The organism is Buttiauxella sp. BIGb0471 (genome assembly GCF_024807715.1).
Lineage (GTDB): Bacteria > Pseudomonadota > Gammaproteobacteria > Enterobacterales > Enterobacteriaceae > Buttiauxella > Buttiauxella agrestis.
In genome coordinates this window covers 281,874-299,552 of sequence record NZ_JANUEU010000001.1, presented here as the reverse complement: position 1 = coordinate 299,552, position 17,679 = coordinate 281,874, and the positions used below count along the sequence as shown (strand labels likewise).

At 51.7% G+C, this 17,679-nt stretch carries 16 protein-coding genes; 2 read left to right on the top strand and 14 right to left on the bottom strand.

Annotation, left to right across the window (positions count from 1 at the left end; genetic code table 11):
* The first annotated feature begins 1 nt into the window (after window position 1).
* On the top strand, window positions 2-544 hold the full coding sequence (locus M2371_RS01400; protein ID WP_172893585.1) for a hypothetical protein: 543 nt from the start codon (window positions 2-4) through the stop codon (window positions 542-544).
* 108 nt (window positions 545-652) lie between these two features.
* On the opposite strand, the gene sucD is transcribed toward M2371_RS01400, so the two are convergent.
* The 8 genes from sucD to sdhC form a co-directional block, all read right to left on the bottom strand.
* Entirely contained in the window at window positions 653-1,525 is an 873-nt protein-coding gene (sucD, locus tag M2371_RS01395) for a succinate--CoA ligase subunit alpha (RefSeq protein WP_259266692.1), read from the bottom strand.
* A complete protein-coding gene (gene sucC, locus M2371_RS01390; RefSeq protein ID WP_034497176.1) occupies window positions 1,525-2,691 on the bottom strand; it encodes an ADP-forming succinate--CoA ligase subunit beta in 1,167 nt (388 codons plus the stop codon). The genes sucD and sucC overlap by 1 nt, the downstream gene beginning before the upstream one ends.
* A 110-nt stretch (window positions 2,692-2,801) precedes the next feature.
* Window positions 2,802-4,028: a 2-oxoglutarate dehydrogenase complex dihydrolipoyllysine-residue succinyltransferase gene (gene odhB / locus M2371_RS01385; RefSeq protein WP_115627746.1), complete on the bottom strand. Its 1,227-nt coding sequence runs from the start codon at window positions 4,026-4,028 to the stop codon at window positions 2,802-2,804.
* A gap of 14 nt (window positions 4,029-4,042) precedes the next feature.
* Window positions 4,043-6,850 carry a 2-oxoglutarate dehydrogenase E1 component gene (gene sucA / locus M2371_RS01380; protein ID WP_172893584.1) on the bottom strand — a complete coding sequence of 936 codons (2,808 nt, stop codon included), beginning with the start codon at window positions 6,848-6,850 and terminating at the stop codon, window positions 4,043-4,045.
* A 205-nt stretch (window positions 6,851-7,055) separates the two neighbouring features.
* Complete coding sequence (locus M2371_RS01375) at window positions 7,056-7,772, bottom strand: succinate dehydrogenase iron-sulfur subunit (protein ID WP_034497183.1); 717 nt, start codon at window positions 7,770-7,772, stop codon at window positions 7,056-7,058.
* 15 nt (window positions 7,773-7,787) lie between these two features.
* Window positions 7,788-9,554 carry a succinate dehydrogenase flavoprotein subunit gene (sdhA, locus tag M2371_RS01370; protein WP_259266691.1) on the bottom strand — a complete coding sequence of 589 codons (1,767 nt, stop codon included), beginning with the start codon at window positions 9,552-9,554 and terminating at the stop codon, window positions 7,788-7,790.
* Window positions 9,554-9,901, bottom strand: coding sequence for a succinate dehydrogenase membrane anchor subunit (sdhD, locus tag M2371_RS01365; protein WP_120066215.1), 348 nt, complete (start codon window positions 9,899-9,901; stop codon window positions 9,554-9,556). The genes sdhA and sdhD overlap by 1 nt, the downstream gene beginning before the upstream one ends.
* The gene (sdhC, locus tag M2371_RS01360) at window positions 9,895-10,299 is read right to left on the bottom strand and encodes a succinate dehydrogenase cytochrome b556 subunit (protein ID WP_034497190.1); all 405 of its coding nucleotides are present in this window, start codon (window positions 10,297-10,299) and stop codon (window positions 9,895-9,897) included. The genes sdhD and sdhC overlap by 7 nt, the downstream gene beginning before the upstream one ends.
* A gap of 643 nt (window positions 10,300-10,942) precedes the next feature.
* Between sdhC and M2371_RS01355 the strand changes: the two genes are divergently transcribed.
* On the top strand, window positions 10,943-12,229 hold the full coding sequence (locus M2371_RS01355; RefSeq protein ID WP_034497193.1) for a citrate synthase: 1,287 nt from the start codon (window positions 10,943-10,945) through the stop codon (window positions 12,227-12,229).
* Window positions 12,230-12,307: 78 nt separating this feature from the next.
* Here M2371_RS01355 and M2371_RS01350 read toward each other — a convergent pair whose 3' ends face one another.
* The 6 genes from M2371_RS01350 to phrB form a co-directional block, all read right to left on the bottom strand.
* The gene (locus M2371_RS01350) at window positions 12,308-12,940 is read right to left on the bottom strand and encodes a hypothetical protein (protein ID WP_259266690.1); all 633 of its coding nucleotides are present in this window, start codon (window positions 12,938-12,940) and stop codon (window positions 12,308-12,310) included.
* Window positions 12,941-13,032: 92 nt separating this feature from the next.
* The gene (nei, locus tag M2371_RS01345) at window positions 13,033-13,824 is read right to left on the bottom strand and encodes an endonuclease VIII (RefSeq protein ID WP_259266689.1); all 792 of its coding nucleotides are present in this window, start codon (window positions 13,822-13,824) and stop codon (window positions 13,033-13,035) included.
* 17 nt (window positions 13,825-13,841) lie between these two features.
* Window positions 13,842-14,774, bottom strand: coding sequence for a 5-oxoprolinase subunit PxpC (gene pxpC / locus M2371_RS01340; RefSeq protein WP_259266688.1), 933 nt, complete (start codon window positions 14,772-14,774; stop codon window positions 13,842-13,844).
* Window positions 14,768-15,424, bottom strand: a complete 657-nt coding sequence (pxpB, locus tag M2371_RS01335; RefSeq protein WP_259266687.1) for a 5-oxoprolinase subunit PxpB — start codon at window positions 15,422-15,424, stop codon at window positions 14,768-14,770. Before pxpB ends, pxpC begins: the two co-directional genes overlap by 7 nt.
* A 20-nt stretch (window positions 15,425-15,444) precedes the next feature.
* A complete protein-coding gene (locus M2371_RS01330; RefSeq protein ID WP_172893579.1) occupies window positions 15,445-16,188 on the bottom strand; it encodes a type 2 GTP cyclohydrolase I in 744 nt (247 codons plus the stop codon).
* 10 nt (window positions 16,189-16,198) lie between these two features.
* Entirely contained in the window at window positions 16,199-17,617 is a 1,419-nt protein-coding gene (gene phrB / locus M2371_RS01325) for a deoxyribodipyrimidine photo-lyase (RefSeq protein WP_259266686.1), read from the bottom strand.
* Between the last annotated feature and the right edge of the window lie 62 nt (window positions 17,618-17,679).

Genomic DNA, 17,679 nt, shown 5'->3' with positions numbered 1-17,679 from the left:
TATGAAACATAATTATAAAGTATACGCTCTTATTTTTTCCATCCTGCTTGCTATAAAAGCGCATGCCGATGATATGGATAAGAAACAAGAGAATTATACTTATTGTGCCAAAATTGCCACACGAGCAATTGATGACTTGTTTGATCTATTTAAAATAAAGCATACTGATGATCACTCATACATACTACTATCTTATAATTCCGATGATATTAATTATATAACAGGAGATAATCGCGCAACCATAGCAGGGCACATGTATATAATGAATATAAACATTTTAATATTAGATGCCTTATCTGTTATAACAATTAACAATAACATACCAACAGACACAGTCACTTACATGAGTAATAAAAACAAAGTACTTGGAGGCCTTTTTCACTCTGAAAAGCAACTTACTAAAATTAAAAAAGATAGCATGTCAGACAATGTAGCTTATATTGATAATGCAGGTGAAACGTTTCATTTTATAGTTAATAAAACAAAAGATAAAGAATGTATAAATCATTTCCCTAAAAACATTCAAGACCGTATTATTAATTAAAAAATACAAATTTTCAATAACAGATTTTCATAAATAAAATATACCATCCATAAAAAAGGCCGCTCAAAAGAGCGGCCAACCATGTCGAACATTTATTATTAGTTCTGCTTACTGAGGCAAAATAGCTTTCAGTGCTTCACCGATGTCAGCCAGGCTGCGAACGGTTTTCACGCCTGCGGCTTCCAGCGCTGCGAATTTCTCATCCGCTGTGCCTTTACCACCTGCAATGATGGCGCCCGCATGGCCCATACGCTTGCCTTTCGGCGCAGTCACACCCGCGATGTAACCCACTACTGGCTTGGTGACATGCTCTTTAATGTAGGCGGCGGCTTCTTCTTCAGCGCTACCGCCGATCTCACCGATCATCACGATTGCTTCAGTCTTCGGATCTTCCTGGAACATCTTCAGGATATCGATGAAGTTAGAGCCTGGGATCGGGTCACCGCCAATGCCTACACAAGTAGACTGGCCCAGACCGATATCGGTAGTCTGTTTAACGGCTTCATAGGTCAGCGTACCGGAGCGGGAAACGATGCCCACTTTGCCTGGCAGGTGAATGTGGCCTGGCATGATACCGATTTTGCACTCGCCCGGGGTGATAACGCCTGGGCAGTTTGGCCCAATCATGCGCACGCCTGCTTCGTCCAGTTTCACTTTCACAGTCAGCATATCCAGCGTCGGGATACCTTCGGTGATGGTGATAATCAGCTTAATGCCTGCGTCGATTGCTTCCAGAATGGAGTCTTTGCAGAACGGTGCCGGAACGTAGATAACAGAAGCCGTAGCGCCTGTTGCTTCTACGGCTTCGCGCACAGTGTTAAATACTGGCAGACCGAGGTGCTCAGTGCCGCCTTTGCCTGGCGTAACACCGCCAACCATTTGCGTACCGTATGCAATCGCCTGCTCGGAGTGGAAAGTCCCCTGGCTGCCGGTGAAACCCTGGCAAATCACCTTGGTGTTTTTATCGATCAAAATGGACATTATTTCCCCTCCACGGCAGCAACAACCTGCTGTGCTGCATCCGTCAGACTTTTCGCTGCAATAATATTCAGGCCGCTGTCAGCCAGTTTCTTCGCACCCAGTTCCGCATTGTTACCTTCCAGACGAACAACCACTGGAACGTTAACACCCACTTCTGCAACCGCACCGATGATGCCGTCTGCAATCAGGTCACATCGTACGATACCGCCGAAAATGTTCACCAGAACCGCTTTCACTTTGTCATCAGACAGAATGATTTTGAATGCTTCGGTTACGCGTTCTTTGGTTGCACCGCCGCCAACGTCCAGGAAGTTTGCTGGTTCGCCGCCGTGCAGTTTCACGATGTCCATGGTGCCCATTGCCAGGCCCGCACCGTTAACCATGCAACCGATGTTGCCATCAAGCGCAACGTAGTTCAGTTCCCACTGAGCAGCCTGAGATTCACGTGCATCTTCCTGGCTTGGGTCACGCATTTCGCGCAGTTCTGGCTGGCGGAACAATGCGTTGCCATCAGCGCCCAGTTTGCCATCGAGGCATACCAGATCGCCCTGCTTAGTGATAACCAGCGGGTTGATTTCGATCAGCGCCAGGTCACGATCCAGGAAGATGTTCGCCAGCCCCATAAAGATCTTGGTGAACTGCTGAACCTGTTTACCTTCCAGACCCAGTTTGAACGCCAGTTCACGGCCTTGATAAGGCATTGGGCCTGCCAATGGATCCAGAGCAACTTTGTGGATCAGATGCGGGGTTTCTTCCGCAACTTTTTCAATTTCAACGCCACCTTCTGTGGACGCCATAAACACGACGCGACGGGAGCTACGATCAACCACCGCGCCGAGATACAATTCTTTATCAATGTCAGTCGCAGCTTCAACCAGAATCTGGTGAACCGGCTGGCCATTGGCGTCTGTCTGGTAGGTTACCAGGCGTTTGCCCAGCCAGTGTTCAGCAAAAGCACGGATGTCTTCTTTGCTGTTAACCACTTTCACGCCGCCCGCTTTACCGCGGCCACCAGCATGAACCTGACATTTTACCACCCACGGACCTGCGCCAATTTTAGAGGCTGCTTCTTCCGCTTCACGTGGAGTGTTGCAGGCGTAACCGACTGGAGCCGGCAGGCCATATCGAGCAAACAACTGTTTCGCCTGATACTCGTGTAAGTTCATGAGTTCTATCCATCCTTCAGGGTAATCGTTATTCAAACCTGTAGACCGGTGCGGTTTTCGTGCCGGATGGCGCGCAGCTTTCGGCCTACAGTGCAGGTGATGCTTTTAAACTAAACGTCCAGCAGCAGACGAGTCGGGTCTTCGAGCAATTCTTTGATTGCTACCAGATAACCCACTGATTCACGGCCATCGATCAAACGGTGATCGTAAGACAGCGCCAGATACATCATTGGCAGGATCTCAACTTTACCGTCAACCGCCATCGGACGGTCTTTGATAGCGTGCATGCCGAGGATCGCGCTCTGCGGCGGGTTGATGATCGGCGTTGACATCAGGGAACCAAACACACCACCGTTGGTGATGGTGAAGTTACCGCCAGTCAAATCCTCAACTGTCAGCTTGCCGTCACGGCCTTTCACTGCCAGTTCTTTGATGCGTTTTTCGATGTCAGCCATACCCAGGGTATCAACATCACGCAGTACCGGAGTCACCAGGCCGCGTGGGGTAGAAACCGCGATGCTCACGTCGAAGTAGTTGTGATAAACCACGTCTTCGCCATCGATAGAAGCGTTCACTTCCGGATAGCGTTTCAGCGCTTCAACTACCGCTTTGATGTAGAAGGACATGAAGCCCAGACGTACACCGTGGCGTTTCTCAAAAGATTCACCGTACTGCTTACGCAGTTCCATGATTGGCTTCATGTTCACTTCGTTAAACGTCGTGAGCATGGCGGTGGAATTTTTCGCTTCCAGCAGACGTTCAGCAACACGTTTGCGCAGGCGAGTCATTGGAACGCGTTTTTCGCTACGGCCAGCCAGTGGCGCAACCGGAGCTTTGGATTCTTCTGCCGCTTTAGCTTGAGCAGGTTGAGCCGCTTTCGCCTGAGTCAGATGCTTATCCACATCTTCACGGGTGATACGACCGCCAACACCGCTGCCTTTAATGGCATTAGCATCCAGAGAATGCTCTGCAATCAGGCGGCGAATAGCCGGACTGAGAGCGTCATTGCTCTGCTCTTCCAAAGAAGCCTGCTGGCGCTGTGCCGGAGTAGACTCTTTGCTTTCTGCTTTCGCAGAAGTCTCTTTACCAGAGCTGTTGCCTTCACGCAGGCGACCCAGGATTTGACGAGAAGTTACGGTGGTGCCTTCATCTTCCAGTACAGCATCCAGAATACCATCTGCAGACGCCGGTACTTCCAGTACCACTTTGTCAGTTTCGATTTCCACCAGCACTTCGTCACGGGTCACGGTGTCACCCGGTTTTTTATGCCAGGTTGCAACAGTCGCATCGGCAACGGACTCAGGCAGGTCAGGAACTAGAATATCTACGCTACTCATTTTTTATCCTTTAATTAATCGACGTTCAGCGCGTCATTAACCAGATCTTGCTGCTGTTTCTGGTGAACGGACAAGTACCCTACCGCAGGTGATGCGGAGGCTGGACGACCTGCATAACGCAGGGCTGATCCAAATGGAATCACTTCACGGAAATGGTGCTGGCTACAGTACCAAGCGCCCTGGTTAAGCGGCTCTTCCTGGCACCACACAAAATCATGTACGTGAGCAAATGGTTTCAATGCTTCCTGCACCGCCTGGTGCGGGAACGGATACAACTGTTCGATGCGCACAATTGCCACATCTTTTTGATCGTTCTTACGACGCTGTTCCAGCAAATCGTAATAAACCTTACCAGAACACAGGACGACGCGTTTCACCGCTTTAGGATCAAGCTCGTCAACTTCGCCAATGGCAGGTAAGAAGGTGCCGTTAGCCAGTTCTTCCATGGTGGAAACGGCCAGCGGGTGACGCAACAGAGATTTAGGTGACATCACCACCAGCGGACGACGCATACCGCGCAGCGCCTGGCGACGCAGCATGTGATAAACCTGCGCTGGAGTAGAAGGCACACAAACCTGCATGTTTTGTTCAGCACACAGTTGGAGGTAACGTTCCAGACGTGCGGAGGAGTGCTCCGGGCCCTGGCCTTCGTAACCGTGCGGCAGCAACATCACCAGGCCACACATACGGCCCCATTTCTGCTCGCCGGAACTGATGAACTGGTCGATAACAACCTGAGCGCCGTTGGCGAAGTCGCCGAACTGAGCTTCCCAGATAGTCAGCGTGCGAGGTTCAGCAGTGGCATAACCGTATTCGAACGCCAGTACCGCTTCTTCAGACAGCACGGAGTCCCAGACTTTGAACTCACCCTGGCTGTTGTGAACGTGTTGCAGCGGCGTGTAAGTTGAACCGTTAGTCTGGTTGTGAATCACAGCGTGGCGGTGGAAGAATGTCCCACGTCCCACGTCTTCACCCGACAAACGCACAGATACGCCTTCATCAACCAGAGTTGCATACGCCAGATTTTCAGCCGCGCCCCAGTCGAATTTCTTCGCGCCGTTCGCCATTTCCATGCGGTCGCTGTAGATTTTCGCTACGCGTGACTGCATCTCAACGGTTTCAGGGGCGCTGCTAATACGCTTCGCCAGCTCCTGCAAACGCTTCATCTCTACCTTGTTCGGATAGCTCTCATCCCACTCGTGGTTGAGGTATGGCGACCAGGTAAATGAATGCATGTTCATTGGGCGGTATTCTTCAACCACACATTCGCCAGCATCCAGCGCGTCACGATAGAGATTCACCATTTCGGTGGCATCTTCAAGCGTTGCCAGTTTTTGCTGCTCCAGACGGTCTGCGTAGATCTTACGCGGCGTCGGGTGTTTCTTAATTTTCTGGTACATCACTGGCTGAGTTGCGCTTGGCTCATCAGCTTCGTTATGACCATGGCGACGGTAGCAAACCAGATCGATAAACACGTCGCGCTTAAAGGTGTTACGGAAGTCCAGCGCCAGACGAGTCACAAATGCTACCGCTTCCGGATCATCTGCATTCACGTGGAAAATTGGTGCCATCACCATCTTACCGATATCGGTACAGTACGGCGTAGAACGCGCATCCAGCGGGTTAGAGGTGGTGAAACCAATCTGGTTGTTGATAACAATGCGAACGGTACCGCCCACTTCGTAACCACGCGCTTTGGACATGTTCAGGGTTTCCTGAACCACGCCCTGCCCGGCCACCGCGGCGTCACCATGAATAGTGATTGGCAGAACCTGGTTAATGCCTGGTTTTTCCAGACGGTCCAGACGCGCGCGCACAGAACCGATAACCACCGGGCTAACGATTTCGAGGTGTGACGGGTTAAACGCCAGCGCCAGGTGAACCAGGCCGCCTTCGGTTTCAACGTCAGATGAGAAGCCCATGTGGTACTTCACATCACCGGTGCCGAGGTGTTCTTTATGCTTACCGGCGAACTCGTCAAACAGTTCCTGCGGTTTCTTACCTAATACGTTGATCAGTACGTTCAGGCGGCCACGGTGCGCCATGCCCAGAACCACTTCACGTGTGCCGCTCTTGCCCGCATGGCGGATCATCTCTTTAAGCATTGGCACCAGTGCATCACCGCCTTCCAGCGAGAAGCGTTTTGCGCCTGGGAATTTCGCACCCAGGTAACGCTCAAGGCCTTCTGCTGCGGTCAGCTCCTGCAGGAAGCGTTTTTTCTCATCAACAGTAAATGTTGAGTGACCCACTACCGATTCAATGCGCTGCTGAATCCAGCGTTTTTCTTCGGTGTTGGTGATGTGCATATATTCCGCACCGATAGATCCGCCGTAAGTCTGCTTCAGCGCACTGATCAAGTCGGACAACTTCATGGTTTCTTTGCCGCTGGCAAAAGAACCCACATTGAAAGTTTCCTGAAGATCGGCGTCAGTCAGATTATGGAAGGCCGGATCAAGATCGGGAACCGCGTCCTGTTTCCACAAACCAAGTGGATCAAGGTTTGCAGCCTGATGGCCACGGAAACGCCAGGCGTTGATCAGCTGCAACACTTTGACTTGCTTGACGTCAGTGTCAGGGTCGGTAATTGCGGTGGAATAACGTGAGGCATCCTTCGCCAGACGACGGAAATAATCACGTGTTTTGGAATGGAATTGATCCGGTCTGGCCCCGGTTCCAGGTAATTGCTGGAACATTGAGCGCCAGTGCGCATCAACAGAGTCAGGATCGGTTAAGAAGTCTTCATAGAGCTGCTCTATCCAGGACTGGTTTGCACCTGCCAGGTAAGAGGAATCCAGCCAGGCTTTCATTTCGCCGTTCTGCATCGTGATCCCTTAAGCATTTATATGCTTATTTCGCCGTGAATAACTATTGCGTACACATGTGGTACACATTACCGGGGTTCACAACTACGAGCCTTTTTCCTTTCCAGGCGGCTCGAGAAGGAACCTTTAAAAACTGTCGCAACAGGGCAGTTTTTAAAGGTTTCCTGCAAATTTTCCCCTCTCCCGAAGGAGAGGGAACTAAAAGCTAGGCACTCTTTTGCAGCAACATCGACTTAATGTGGCCGATGGCTTTCGTCGGGTTCAATCCCTTAGGACAAACACTGACGCAATTCATGATGCCATGGCAGCGGAATACGCTGAAAGCATCACTGATTCCGTCAAGACGACTTGCGGTTTCAGTATCACGGCTGTCAATCAGGAAGCGATATGCTGCCAGTAAACCTGCCGGGCCGATGAACTTATCCGGGTTCCACCAGAACGATGGGCAGGAAGTCGAGCAGCACGCACACAGAATACACTCGTACAATCCATCCAATTTCTCACGCTGCTCGGGTGATTGTAAATGCTCACGAGCCGGTGGATTTTGCCCATTATTCAATAGGTAAGGCTTAATCTTCTCATATTGAGCATAGAATTGCCCCATGTCTACAACCAGATCGCGCACAACCGGCAATCCAGGCAGTGGACGGATCACAATCTTCTGCTTTCCATTGCCCAACGCGGAGATCGGGGTGATACAAGCCAGGCCATTTTTACCGTTCATGTTCACGCCATCGGAGCCACAGACCCCTTCACGGCACGAGCGACGGAAAGAGAGCGTCGGATCTTTTTCTTTCAGTTGCATCAGCGCGTCAAGCAACATCATGTCGCGCCCTTCTTCCCCTTCCAGGGTGTACTCCTGCATACGCGGAGCATCGTCAACATCCGGGTTGTAGCGATAAATAGAGAATTCGAGTTTCATCACTTTGCTCCGCTATTAATAAGTACGCACTTTCGGCGGGAATGCCGGACGCAGTTTCGGCTGCATGTTCACCTCACGGCGAGTCATGCTTTCCGACTCAGGCAGATACAGGCTGTGACACAGCCAGTTTGCATCGTCACGTTCCGGATAGTCGAAGCGGCTATGCGCGCCACGGCTTTCGGTGCGGAAGTTAGCGGAAACAGCGGTCGCAAAAGCAGTTTCCATCAGGTTATCAAGCTCGAGGCACTCAACGCGCTGGGTGTTGAACTCGCTTGAAGTATCATCCAGACGGGCGTTTTTCAGGCGCTCGCGGATTTCTTTCAGTTGCTCAAGACCTTTTGCCATCGCATCACCTTCACGGAATACCGAGAAGTTGTGCTGCATACATTCCTGAAGCGCTTTGCGGATTTGCACCGGATCTTCGCCGTTACGGTTACCGTTCCAGCGGTTCAGGCGCTCGAGTGCGGCATTAATTTCGTCTTCGGTCGCGTCACGCAGTTCGCCCTGCTCTGCGATAGACTCCAGCAGATGCATGCCCGCAGCGCGGCCAAATACCACCAGATCCAGCAGTGAGTTACCGCCCAGACGGTTTGCACCGTGAACGGATACACAAGCGATTTCACCGACAGCAAACAGACCAGGAATCAGAACGTCTTCGCCCTGCGCATTCACGGTCAGCGCCTGGCCAGTGACTTTGGTCGGGATGCCGCCCATCATATAGTGGCAAGTTGGGATAACCGGGATTGGCTCTTTAACCGGGTCAACATGGGCAAAGGTACGAGACAGTTCGAGGATGCCCGGCAGACGGGATTCGAGAACTTCTTTGCCAAGGTGGTCAAGTTTCAGTTTCGCGTGTGGACCCCATGGGCCGTCACAGCCACGGCCTTCGCGGATTTCAATCATGATGGAACGCGCAACAACGTCACGGCCCGCCAGATCTTTCGCGTTTGGCGCGTAACGCTCCATGAAGCGCTCACCGTGTTTGTTCAGCAGATAACCGCCCTCACCACGACAACCTTCTGTAACCAGCACACCCGCACCCGCAATGCCGGTTGGGTGGAACTGCCACATTTCCATATCTTGTACAGGCACGCCAGCGCGCAGCGCCATGCCAACACCGTCGCCGGTATTAATGTGTGCGTTAGTTGTAGACTGATAAATACGGCCCGCACCACCGGTTGCCAGAATGGTCGCTTTCGCTTTGAAGTAAACCACTTCGCCGGTTTCGATACACAGCGCGGTAGTACCCACCACGGCGCCATCGGCGTTTTTCACCAGATCCAGCGCATACCATTCGGAGAAGATCGTGGTTTTGTTTTTCAGGTTTTGTTGGTACAGCGTGTGCAACAATGCGTGACCGGTACGGTCAGCCGCTGCCGCAGTACGTGCCGCTTGTTCGCCACCGAAGTTCTTCGACTGGCCGCCAAACGGACGCTGATAAATAGTGCCATCATCAAGACGGGAGAACGGCAGACCCATGTGCTCCAGTTCCAGAATCGCTTCCGGGCCGGTTTTACACATATATTCAATGGCGTCCTGGTCACCGATATAGTCGGAACCTTTTACCGTGTCATACATATGCCATTCCCAGTTGTCTTCGTGGGTATTACCCAGCGCTACGGTGATACCACCCTGCGCAGACACGGTATGGGAACGGGTTGGGAAAACTTTAGACAGCAAGGCGCAAGTCTGGCCACCTTGTGAAATTTGCAGTGCGGCGCGCATACCTGCACCACCAGCACCGATGACAACTGCATCAAACTCTCTGACTGGTAAACTCATTACACACCCCACACCACAACGAATCCATAAATGACGTAAACCAGCAGTGCAACAACAATAACAAGTTGCAGCCCAAGACGAATCGCCACTGGTTTAACGTAGTCGGTCAACACCTGCCACATGCCAATCCAGGCATGGATCAAAATTGAGAACAATGTCAGCAGGGTGAACACTTTGGTGAAGGCAGAGCCGAAGAAACCACTCCAGATCTCATAGGTTAACTCGCCGGAGGTGGCGAAGAACCCAATCATATAGATGATGTACAGGGTGATTACGATGGCGGAGGCACGAACCAGAATATAGTCATGCACACCATTGCGACCTAATGCGGAGGCATTGCTTACCATACGAGGACTCCTGCGAGAAGTGAAAGCACGACAGTAATAACAAAGGAAATCATTGCGGATCGTTTGCCCGCTATAAGGGTTTCTTCCAGTAAGCCGGTGTCCATCAGGATGTGGCGAATACCCACAACAACGTGGTATGCCAACGCGGTGAGGATGCCCCACATGATGAATTTAACAAAGAAGCTACTCATTATGGATGAAGCAACGAGGAAGCCTTCTGGAGAAGAGAGTGACTGGCCTAACAACCACAGTAGAATGCCAACAGCCACAAAGGTGATCACGCCGGATACACGATGGAGGATGGAAGCGATCGCAGTGACGGGGAACCTCATCGTTGTCAGATCGAGGTTTACAGGTCTTTGTTTTTTCGCATTTTTTATCATGAATAGCGCCCACATGCTGTTCTTATAGTTTCCTTCCTCCGGATCTGCAGGCGGGGTCAGACAGCGTGAACTTTCTATAACTGTGCGTCATGCAAAAACAGCTACATCCAGATGCCAAAAAACTGGCTACAACGCTGGGTGGCGCCCGGTGGCAGGGTATTCCGGAGACCTGGCGGCAGTATAGGCGCTTCACAAATTCATTACAATTAACCTACATATAGTTTGAAGGGTTTTGGTCGGAACAGTGAGCAGGATCACGATAACAACATTATTTTAAATTTTAATCATCTGATTTGACAAAACTTAAACATTCTTGTTACAAACAGAGCCAGAAAAGCCGTATAATTCGTAAAAGTTATAGGGTCTGCCTTTCACCTGAGAATAAGTTATGTAACAGTGTATCGGTATTGACCCAATCAATCAGGACAGTTATTAGTGGTATACAGGTTTGAATGATATGGACTGCTAACGCTCTGATTTGCTGATTTTTCGCCTGCGTGGCATATGTTACCTGCAAGCGCCCTTCGCTCTGTACCCTTGCTGTACACAATCAAAACAGAGCCACGAGCATATAAAAAAACGGGTAAGCGTCACGGTTGGTTTGAAAGCAAGTCGGGCATCCCGCAGTCTGATAAATTAGGCGCTAAGGAGACCGTAAATGGCTGATAAAAAAGCAACTCTCACCTACAATGGTGATGATGCTATCGAACTGGATGTGCTAAAGGGCACGCTCGGTCAGGATGTAATTGATATCCGTAGTCTTGGTTCTAAAGGTGTGTTTACTTTTGACCCGGGTTTCACCTCTACCGCATCATGCGAATCAAAAATCACCTTTATCGACGGTGATGAAGGCATCTTGTTGCACCGTGGTTTCCCGATCGATCAACTGGCAACCCATTCCAATTATCTCGAAGTCTGCTATATCCTGCTAAACGGTGAAAAACCGACTCAGGAACAATACGAAGAATTCAAAACCACCGTTACCCGTCACACCATGATCCACGAACAAATCACCCGTTTGTTCCACGGTTTCCGTCGTGACTCTCACCCGATGGCTGTTATGTGCGGCGTGACCGGTGCGTTGGCAGCGTTTTACCATGACTCCATGGACGTGAATAACCCACGTCACCGCGAGATTGCAGCCTTCCGTCTGCTGTCCAAAATGCCAACGATGGCAGCGATGTGTTACAAATATTCCATCGGCCAGCCGTTCGTTTACCCACGTAACGACCTCTCTTACGCGGGCAATTTCCTGAATATGATGTTCTCCACACCATGCGAAGAGTACGTGGTGAACCCAATTCTGGAACGCGCAATGGACCGTATTCTGATCCTGCACGCCGACCACGAGCAAAACGCTTCAACCTCTACAGTGCGTACCGCCGGTTCTTCTGGTGCTAACCCGTTCGCCTGTATCGCAGCCGGTATCGCATCCCTGTGGGGACCTGCGCACGGTGGTGCTAACGAAGCGGCATTGAAGATGCTCGAAGAAATCAGCAGCGTTGAACACATTCCTGAGTTCATCCGTCGTGCGAAAGACAAGAACGACTCTTTCCGTCTGATGGGCTTTGGTCACCGCGTCTACAAAAACTACGACCCGCGTGCCACTGTGATGCGTGAAACCTGTCATGAAGTGCTGAAAGAGCTGAATCTGAAAGATAACAGCCTGCTGGAAGTGGCGATGGAACTTGAGCACATTGCGCTTAACGACCCGTACTTCATCGAGAAGAAACTCTACCCGAACGTGGACTTCTACTCCGGTATCATCCTGAAAGCGATGGGAATTCCATCTTCCATGTTTACCGTTATCTTCGCGATGGCGCGTACCGTGGGCTGGATTGCGCACTGGAACGAAATGCACGACGACGGCATCAAAATTGCCCGTCCACGTCAGCTGTACACTGGCTACGAACAGCGTGATTTCAAATCTGATTTGAAAAAATAAGTTCGTTTCTGGAAAGTAAAAACGCGCCAAATGGCGCGTTTTTTTATATCTGAAACAGCTCCTGAACCCTGCGCATTGTTATGCCTGCGGTGTATCCGTCAGATTAGTGATGCTCACGCCCTGCGGTGTCGACGTTTGCGTCTCCGTCGGCGACTGAATGGTTGGCGTCAACTCGGTGACTTTCGGCGGTTCCTGTGTTTCCGGCGTTGCGACTGGCGCGGCAGGTGCTTCAGCCTGCGTCTGCTCGGTGGCGGCAGGCTCTTCAATTTGTTTCGGTATCATCGGAATGGGTTCTGCCGGAATCGATTCTGACTTCGGTTTCGGAACTGGAGTTGATGCACGGACGATAAATGTCGGCTTGCCGTTCGCCACAGAATAGGTCACATGGCTGATCACATCGCTCGATGTCGATACTTCGACAGGCGCGATGGTCACGCGACCAATCAGCGTCCGGGCGTAGCCGCCGACTTTATGCTTGCCCTCTGGCAGTTGAACCTCGAGACTCTCACTCGTCCCCAGCTTACCGGCATCCTTGCTATCAATGGTCACGTAAATTGCAGTGCCATCGTCAGTTTTAGTCGGGATATGCGTCACAGTCACCCGCGAGGAGCCGAAATCGAAAGCCGGAGCCTGGTCGGCTGTTTTCGATTTTGTGCATCCCGTGAGGGCTAAAACGGCTGCCATGGCAGTCAGGGCGAAACGATAACTCATAGTACAACGTCTTCCTTTAAGATTTTTTTGTGACCTGCGTCCCAATATACCCGATCTCTGCCCGATGAGATAAACGCAATATTCAGGATTGTTTAATGCTGACAGCCCGGGCACCAATAAAATGGCCTGGATGAAAGCATTGTTTTCTCGATTATGCCGCCGCAGCGTTCGCACTTCTGCCCCGCCCGATGAAACACCTTAAAGCTAAAAATCGCCCCATGATGCTTATTTTCATCAACATTCCCACGCGTATTGTAGGAATGTCGTGGAATATCCAGCAGTGCATGCGACAGTTTGTCGAGTTGCTCGGGGGTTAAATCCTGTGCTTTATGCTGCGCCAGCAACCCCACCGCCCAAAGAATTTCAACGCGCAGATAGTTTCCTAATCCTGCCAGAAATGCCTGATCCAACAGCAGACCGCTGAACTGCCGCTTGCGAAATCTCGTCGACAACAAACGCTCTTTCACCTGTTCAGCGCTCAGTGTGAGATCCAAAACATCCGGCCCGACGCGCAACAAAAATGGATGTTTCGCCAGACCGTCTGCATCGAGCATTTCAATATCCGAAGCGCTATAGAGCAAAATGGCTTTATCGGCTGTCTGCAATTTCACGCGCAGTACTCGCGTGGTTTCCGGCATTTCCCCGGCGTTGACCACGCGCCACACGCCATAAAGCTGGTTGTGGCTATAAAGGGTTAATCCGCCAGAAAAATGCGTCAGCAGCGCTTTGCCGCGCGTTTCGATTCGCTCAACTTTTTGCCCCACAAGCGCCTGTTCAAACGCTTTTAATTCAGGAAAGGCGAACCACGCCGCAGTTAAAGGTTTACCTAAAACCGCGGCTTCGAGTTTATCCGCCGCTCGTCGTATTTCCGGGCCTTCTGGCATCACATTATCCCTGAAAATCAGTCTTCGTTATTCAACCGCCAGGCCAGTTGCTCGAGATAAATATGCTGCTCGCGACGCGCTTTCAGCGCTTCCTCAAGCGTGCATTGCACAAAATGCACGGGTTCACCGAGTCGTATTTGCGCCAGGTTAAACATATCGGCTTCAATTACGCAGGCGATTCTCGGATAGCCGCCGGTTGTCTGAGCATCGTTCATCAGCACAATAGGCTGCCCGTTGTGCGGCACCTGTACCACGCCCGGTAATAAACCGTGGGACAGCAGCTCGCGGTCGGTAGTGCGCTCGAGGCGTTGCCCCTGCAGGCGATAGCCCATACGGTTGCTCTGCGGGCTTAACTGCCACGGCAGACGCCAGAATTCATCCTGTGAAGTTTGGGTAAATTCGTGGTATTCCGGCCCTGCCAGCGCGCGAATGCGATTTCCCCATAACAGCTGCTTCACGCCCCGCGCCTCGCGGAACTGGCGTGTTGAAGGCAACAATGGGATTTCATCGCCATCTTTGAGTAAACGCCCTTCGACGCCACCGACCTGCGCTTTGAGATCGGTACTGTACGAGCCTAAAACCTCCGGCACATCCAGGCCGCCCGCCACCGCAAGATAGCTGCGCATCCCGCGTTCAGGTTTTTTGAGCTTAAGCTGCTGCCCCGCTTTGACCGGCAGCCGCCAGCCCGTCCACACCGCGCGACCGTCCAGTTCGGCATGGCAACCCGCGCCGGTTAAGGCAAACCAGCCATCTTGAGTAAATTCAACGACGCAATGACCAAGCGTGATTTCCAGCGCCGCGCTTTCCGGAGCATTTCCTACCAACAAATTAGCGATTTGTAACGCTGGTGCATCAAGCGCACCGCAGCGGCTCACGCCTAATTGACGATAGCCATAGCGCCCGGTGTCTTGCACTGACATGTGCATCCCGGCACGAATAATTTTCAGCACACGCCCTCCTTTTGAGGCACAAAGCGCACGGTATCACCCGGAGTTAATAATGTCGGTTTCTCTGCTGCCGGATTGAATAATTTCAACGACGTCTGACCAATAATCTGCCAACCGCCCGGCGTTGCCAGCGGGTAAATTCCGGTCTGGCTCCCGCCAATCCCAACCGACCCTGCCGGAACCATCAAACGCGGTTCCGCACGTCGCGGCGTGACAAGCGTCGGCGCAAGCCCTGCAAGATAAGCAAAGCCCGGCTGGAAGCCGAGGAAATAGACGACGTATTGCGCGGCTGAATGTTGCTCCACCACCTGACTTACGGTTAACCCGCAGTGTTCGGCGACTTCGGCTAAATCTGGCCCGTGGCTGCCACCGTAAATTACCGGGATTTCCACGCAGCGCGAGGCGGGTATCATGGCTTCACTCTCTTCCCACCAGCGTTGGATGCGTTCAATGCCATCCAGCGCCAGGCTCTGCGGCTCACGTAATACGACGGTGATATTGTTCATCCCAGGGATGACTTCCGACACGGAAGGCGCTTCCAGCAATCGTTGGGTCAATCCCCAGATACGTTGCTGACTTTCCAATGATAATGGCGGCTCCAGTTCGAGAACCACTGCGCTTTCGCCTAATAGATAACAGCGTGCTCTTTGCACTTTTTCTCCTCGGTCTTGCGTTATGCCGGGTTCGGAATATCAATGAAGGTCACGTCTAAATCGGTTTCGCTGTTCAGCCAGTCGCTCAATGCCTGGATGCCGCCGCGTTCAGTGGCGTGGTGGCCAGCCGCATAGAAATGCAGACCTTGTTCACGCGCCGAGTGAATAGTTTGTTCTGAAACTTCGCCGGTAATGAAAGCATCGACGCCAAAACGGGCCGCGCTATCAATAAAGCTTTGCCCACCGCCCGTACACCAGGCCACACGACGAATGTGTTCCGGGCCGGTATCGCCACACCATAGTGGTGTGCGCCCCAGACGCATTTCAATCCATGACGCCAGTTCAACGCCTGAAAGTGGCGTTGGGAACTCTCCCCAGGGCACCAGCGGCTCAATTTCACCTTTGGTTTCAATGCCCAGCAACGCACCAAGCTGCGCGTTATTCCCGAGTTGCGGATGGGCATCAAGCGGCAGGTGCCAACCAAACAGATTGATATCGTTAGCCAGAAGTGCTTTGAGGCGATTACGTTTCATGCCGCGAATCACCGGCGATTCACCTTTCCAGAAATAGCCATGGTGAACGATGATGGCGTCTGCCTGTTGGCGTATCGCCTCATCAATCAGCGCCTGGCTTGCGGTCACGCCGGTCACAATTTTGCGAATCTCTTCGCGCCCTTCAACCTGCAAACCATTCGGTGCGTAATCGCTTATCGCAGCACTGTTGAGCTTCTCGTTAATCAGACGTTCGAGTTCGCTATTTTTCATCTTCTTTCTCTCAAGATTTCCGGGCCGCTTCATAAGCGGCGAGTGTCGCGATACGTGCTTGTTTATGTTCAAGAATTGGATGTGGATAGTCCAGCTTCAATTGTTGTTTTTCTGCCCAAATCCAGGGCGTTTGAATATATTTATCCGGCACATCACTCAGCTCTGGCAACCACTGTCGGATAAATTCCCCTTGCGCATCAAAACGCTCACCCTGTGTGGTCGGGTTGAAGATGCGAAAATAAGGTGCCGCGTCGGTGCCTGTGGAGGCTGCCCATTGCCAGCCGCCATTGTTTGCGGCGAGATCCCCATCAATGAGCTGTGACATAAAGTAGCGTTCACCACGCCGCCAGTCACACAATAAATCTTTGACCAGAAAACTCGCCACCACCATCCGTAAACGGTTGTGCATCCAGCCTGTGGTGTTGAGCTGACGCATGGCCGCATCCACAATCGGGAAACCTGTTTTCCCTTGCTGCCAGGCGATAAACTGCGATTCATCTTGTCGCCAGACAACGTTGTCTGTCCATGAGATAAATGGCTGATGGCGACAAAGTTTCGGATACGCCACCAGCAAATGGCGATAAAACTCACGCCAGATTAATTCGTTTAGCCAGACACTCCCACTTCCCCCATCCAGCGCCTGGGGATGTTCTTTTAGCAGACGATGTAAACACTGGCGTGGGGACAACACACCAGTCGCCAGATATGCCGATAAGCGGCTGGTCCCGTCGATGGCGGGGAAATCCCGTTGTTGCTCGTAATCGGCAACCGGCTGGCGGCAAAACTGGCGCAGTTGGTTAATCGCCTGCTGTTCGCCGATGGGGAACAAACTTTCATCTATTGGCTGGCGGGAATAATCAAATTCGCGGAGTATTTCTGGCTCAGGCAATGCGATTTCACGTGCTTTCGGCGCCGGAACACATTCCGGTAAACCTTCGTGCAAACGTTTGATAAACGCTTTGCTAAAAGGCGTGAAGACTTTGTACATCTCGTTATTGCCCGTTGTGACGCTGCCGGGCGGCAGTAATACGCTGTCATCAAAACCCTGACAAACCACATCCCGACCCAGCGCCTTCTCAACCGCTGCATCACGCTGGCGTTCATTAAGTTCGTATTGATAGTTATAAAACAGGGCGTCGATGTGCTGCTGTTCGCAGAAACTCTTCAGGTATTCAGCGCAGGCATTAAAATCAGCCACTTCATGAACCCGCAACTCAATGCCGCGCTGGGCAAGTGCGTGAGACAAACTTTGCACGTGTTGCCAGATAAACTCGGCCTGACGCGGGGCCATATCGTGCTGCCGCCATTGCCCTGGTGTGGCAATAAAAAGACCGACGACACGAGCGTGGGGATCACGACATGCGGCTGCTAAAGCCAGGTTATCATTTACCCGTAAATCATTGCGAAACCAGACCAGATGCGTGGTCATAAAACTCCATATTTAATTACCTGGCGCAAGATATGCTTCCGCACGTTTGAAAATGCTCGCTT

Coding starts and splice junctions, on each gene's coding strand:
- phrB (WP_259266686.1), bottom strand. CDS start 17,617: ATGACCACGCATCTGGTCTGGTTTCGCAATGATTTACGGGTAAATGAT.
- sucA (WP_172893584.1), bottom strand. CDS start 6,850: ATGCAGAACGGCGAAATGAAAGCCTGGCTGGATTCCTCTTACCTGGCA.
- M2371_RS01355 (WP_034497193.1), top strand. CDS start 10,943: ATGGCTGATAAAAAAGCAACTCTCACCTACAATGGTGATGATGCTATC.
- sdhA (WP_259266691.1), bottom strand. CDS start 9,554: ATGAGTTTACCAGTCAGAGAGTTTGATGCAGTTGTCATCGGTGCTGGT.
- sdhC (WP_034497190.1), bottom strand. CDS start 10,299: ATGTGGGCGCTATTCATGATAAAAAATGCGAAAAAACAAAGACCTGTA.
- sucD (WP_259266692.1), bottom strand. CDS start 1,525: ATGTCCATTTTGATCGATAAAAACACCAAGGTGATTTGCCAGGGTTTC.
- M2371_RS01330 (WP_172893579.1), bottom strand. CDS start 16,188: ATGAAAAATAGCGAACTCGAACGTCTGATTAACGAGAAGCTCAACAGT.
- M2371_RS01350 (WP_259266690.1), bottom strand. CDS start 12,940: ATGAGTTATCGTTTCGCCCTGACTGCCATGGCAGCCGTTTTAGCCCTC.
- sdhD (WP_120066215.1), bottom strand. CDS start 9,901: ATGGTAAGCAATGCCTCCGCATTAGGTCGCAATGGTGTGCATGACTAT.
- M2371_RS01375 (WP_034497183.1), bottom strand. CDS start 7,772: ATGAAACTCGAATTCTCTATTTATCGCTACAACCCGGATGTTGACGAT.
- sucC (WP_034497176.1), bottom strand. CDS start 2,691: ATGAACTTACACGAGTATCAGGCGAAACAGTTGTTTGCTCGATATGGC.
- M2371_RS01400 (WP_172893585.1), top strand. CDS start 2: ATGAAACATAATTATAAAGTATACGCTCTTATTTTTTCCATCCTGCTT.
- odhB (WP_115627746.1), bottom strand. CDS start 4,028: ATGAGTAGCGTAGATATTCTAGTTCCTGACCTGCCTGAGTCCGTTGCC.
- nei (WP_259266689.1), bottom strand. CDS start 13,824: ATGCCAGAAGGCCCGGAAATACGACGAGCGGCGGATAAACTCGAAGCC.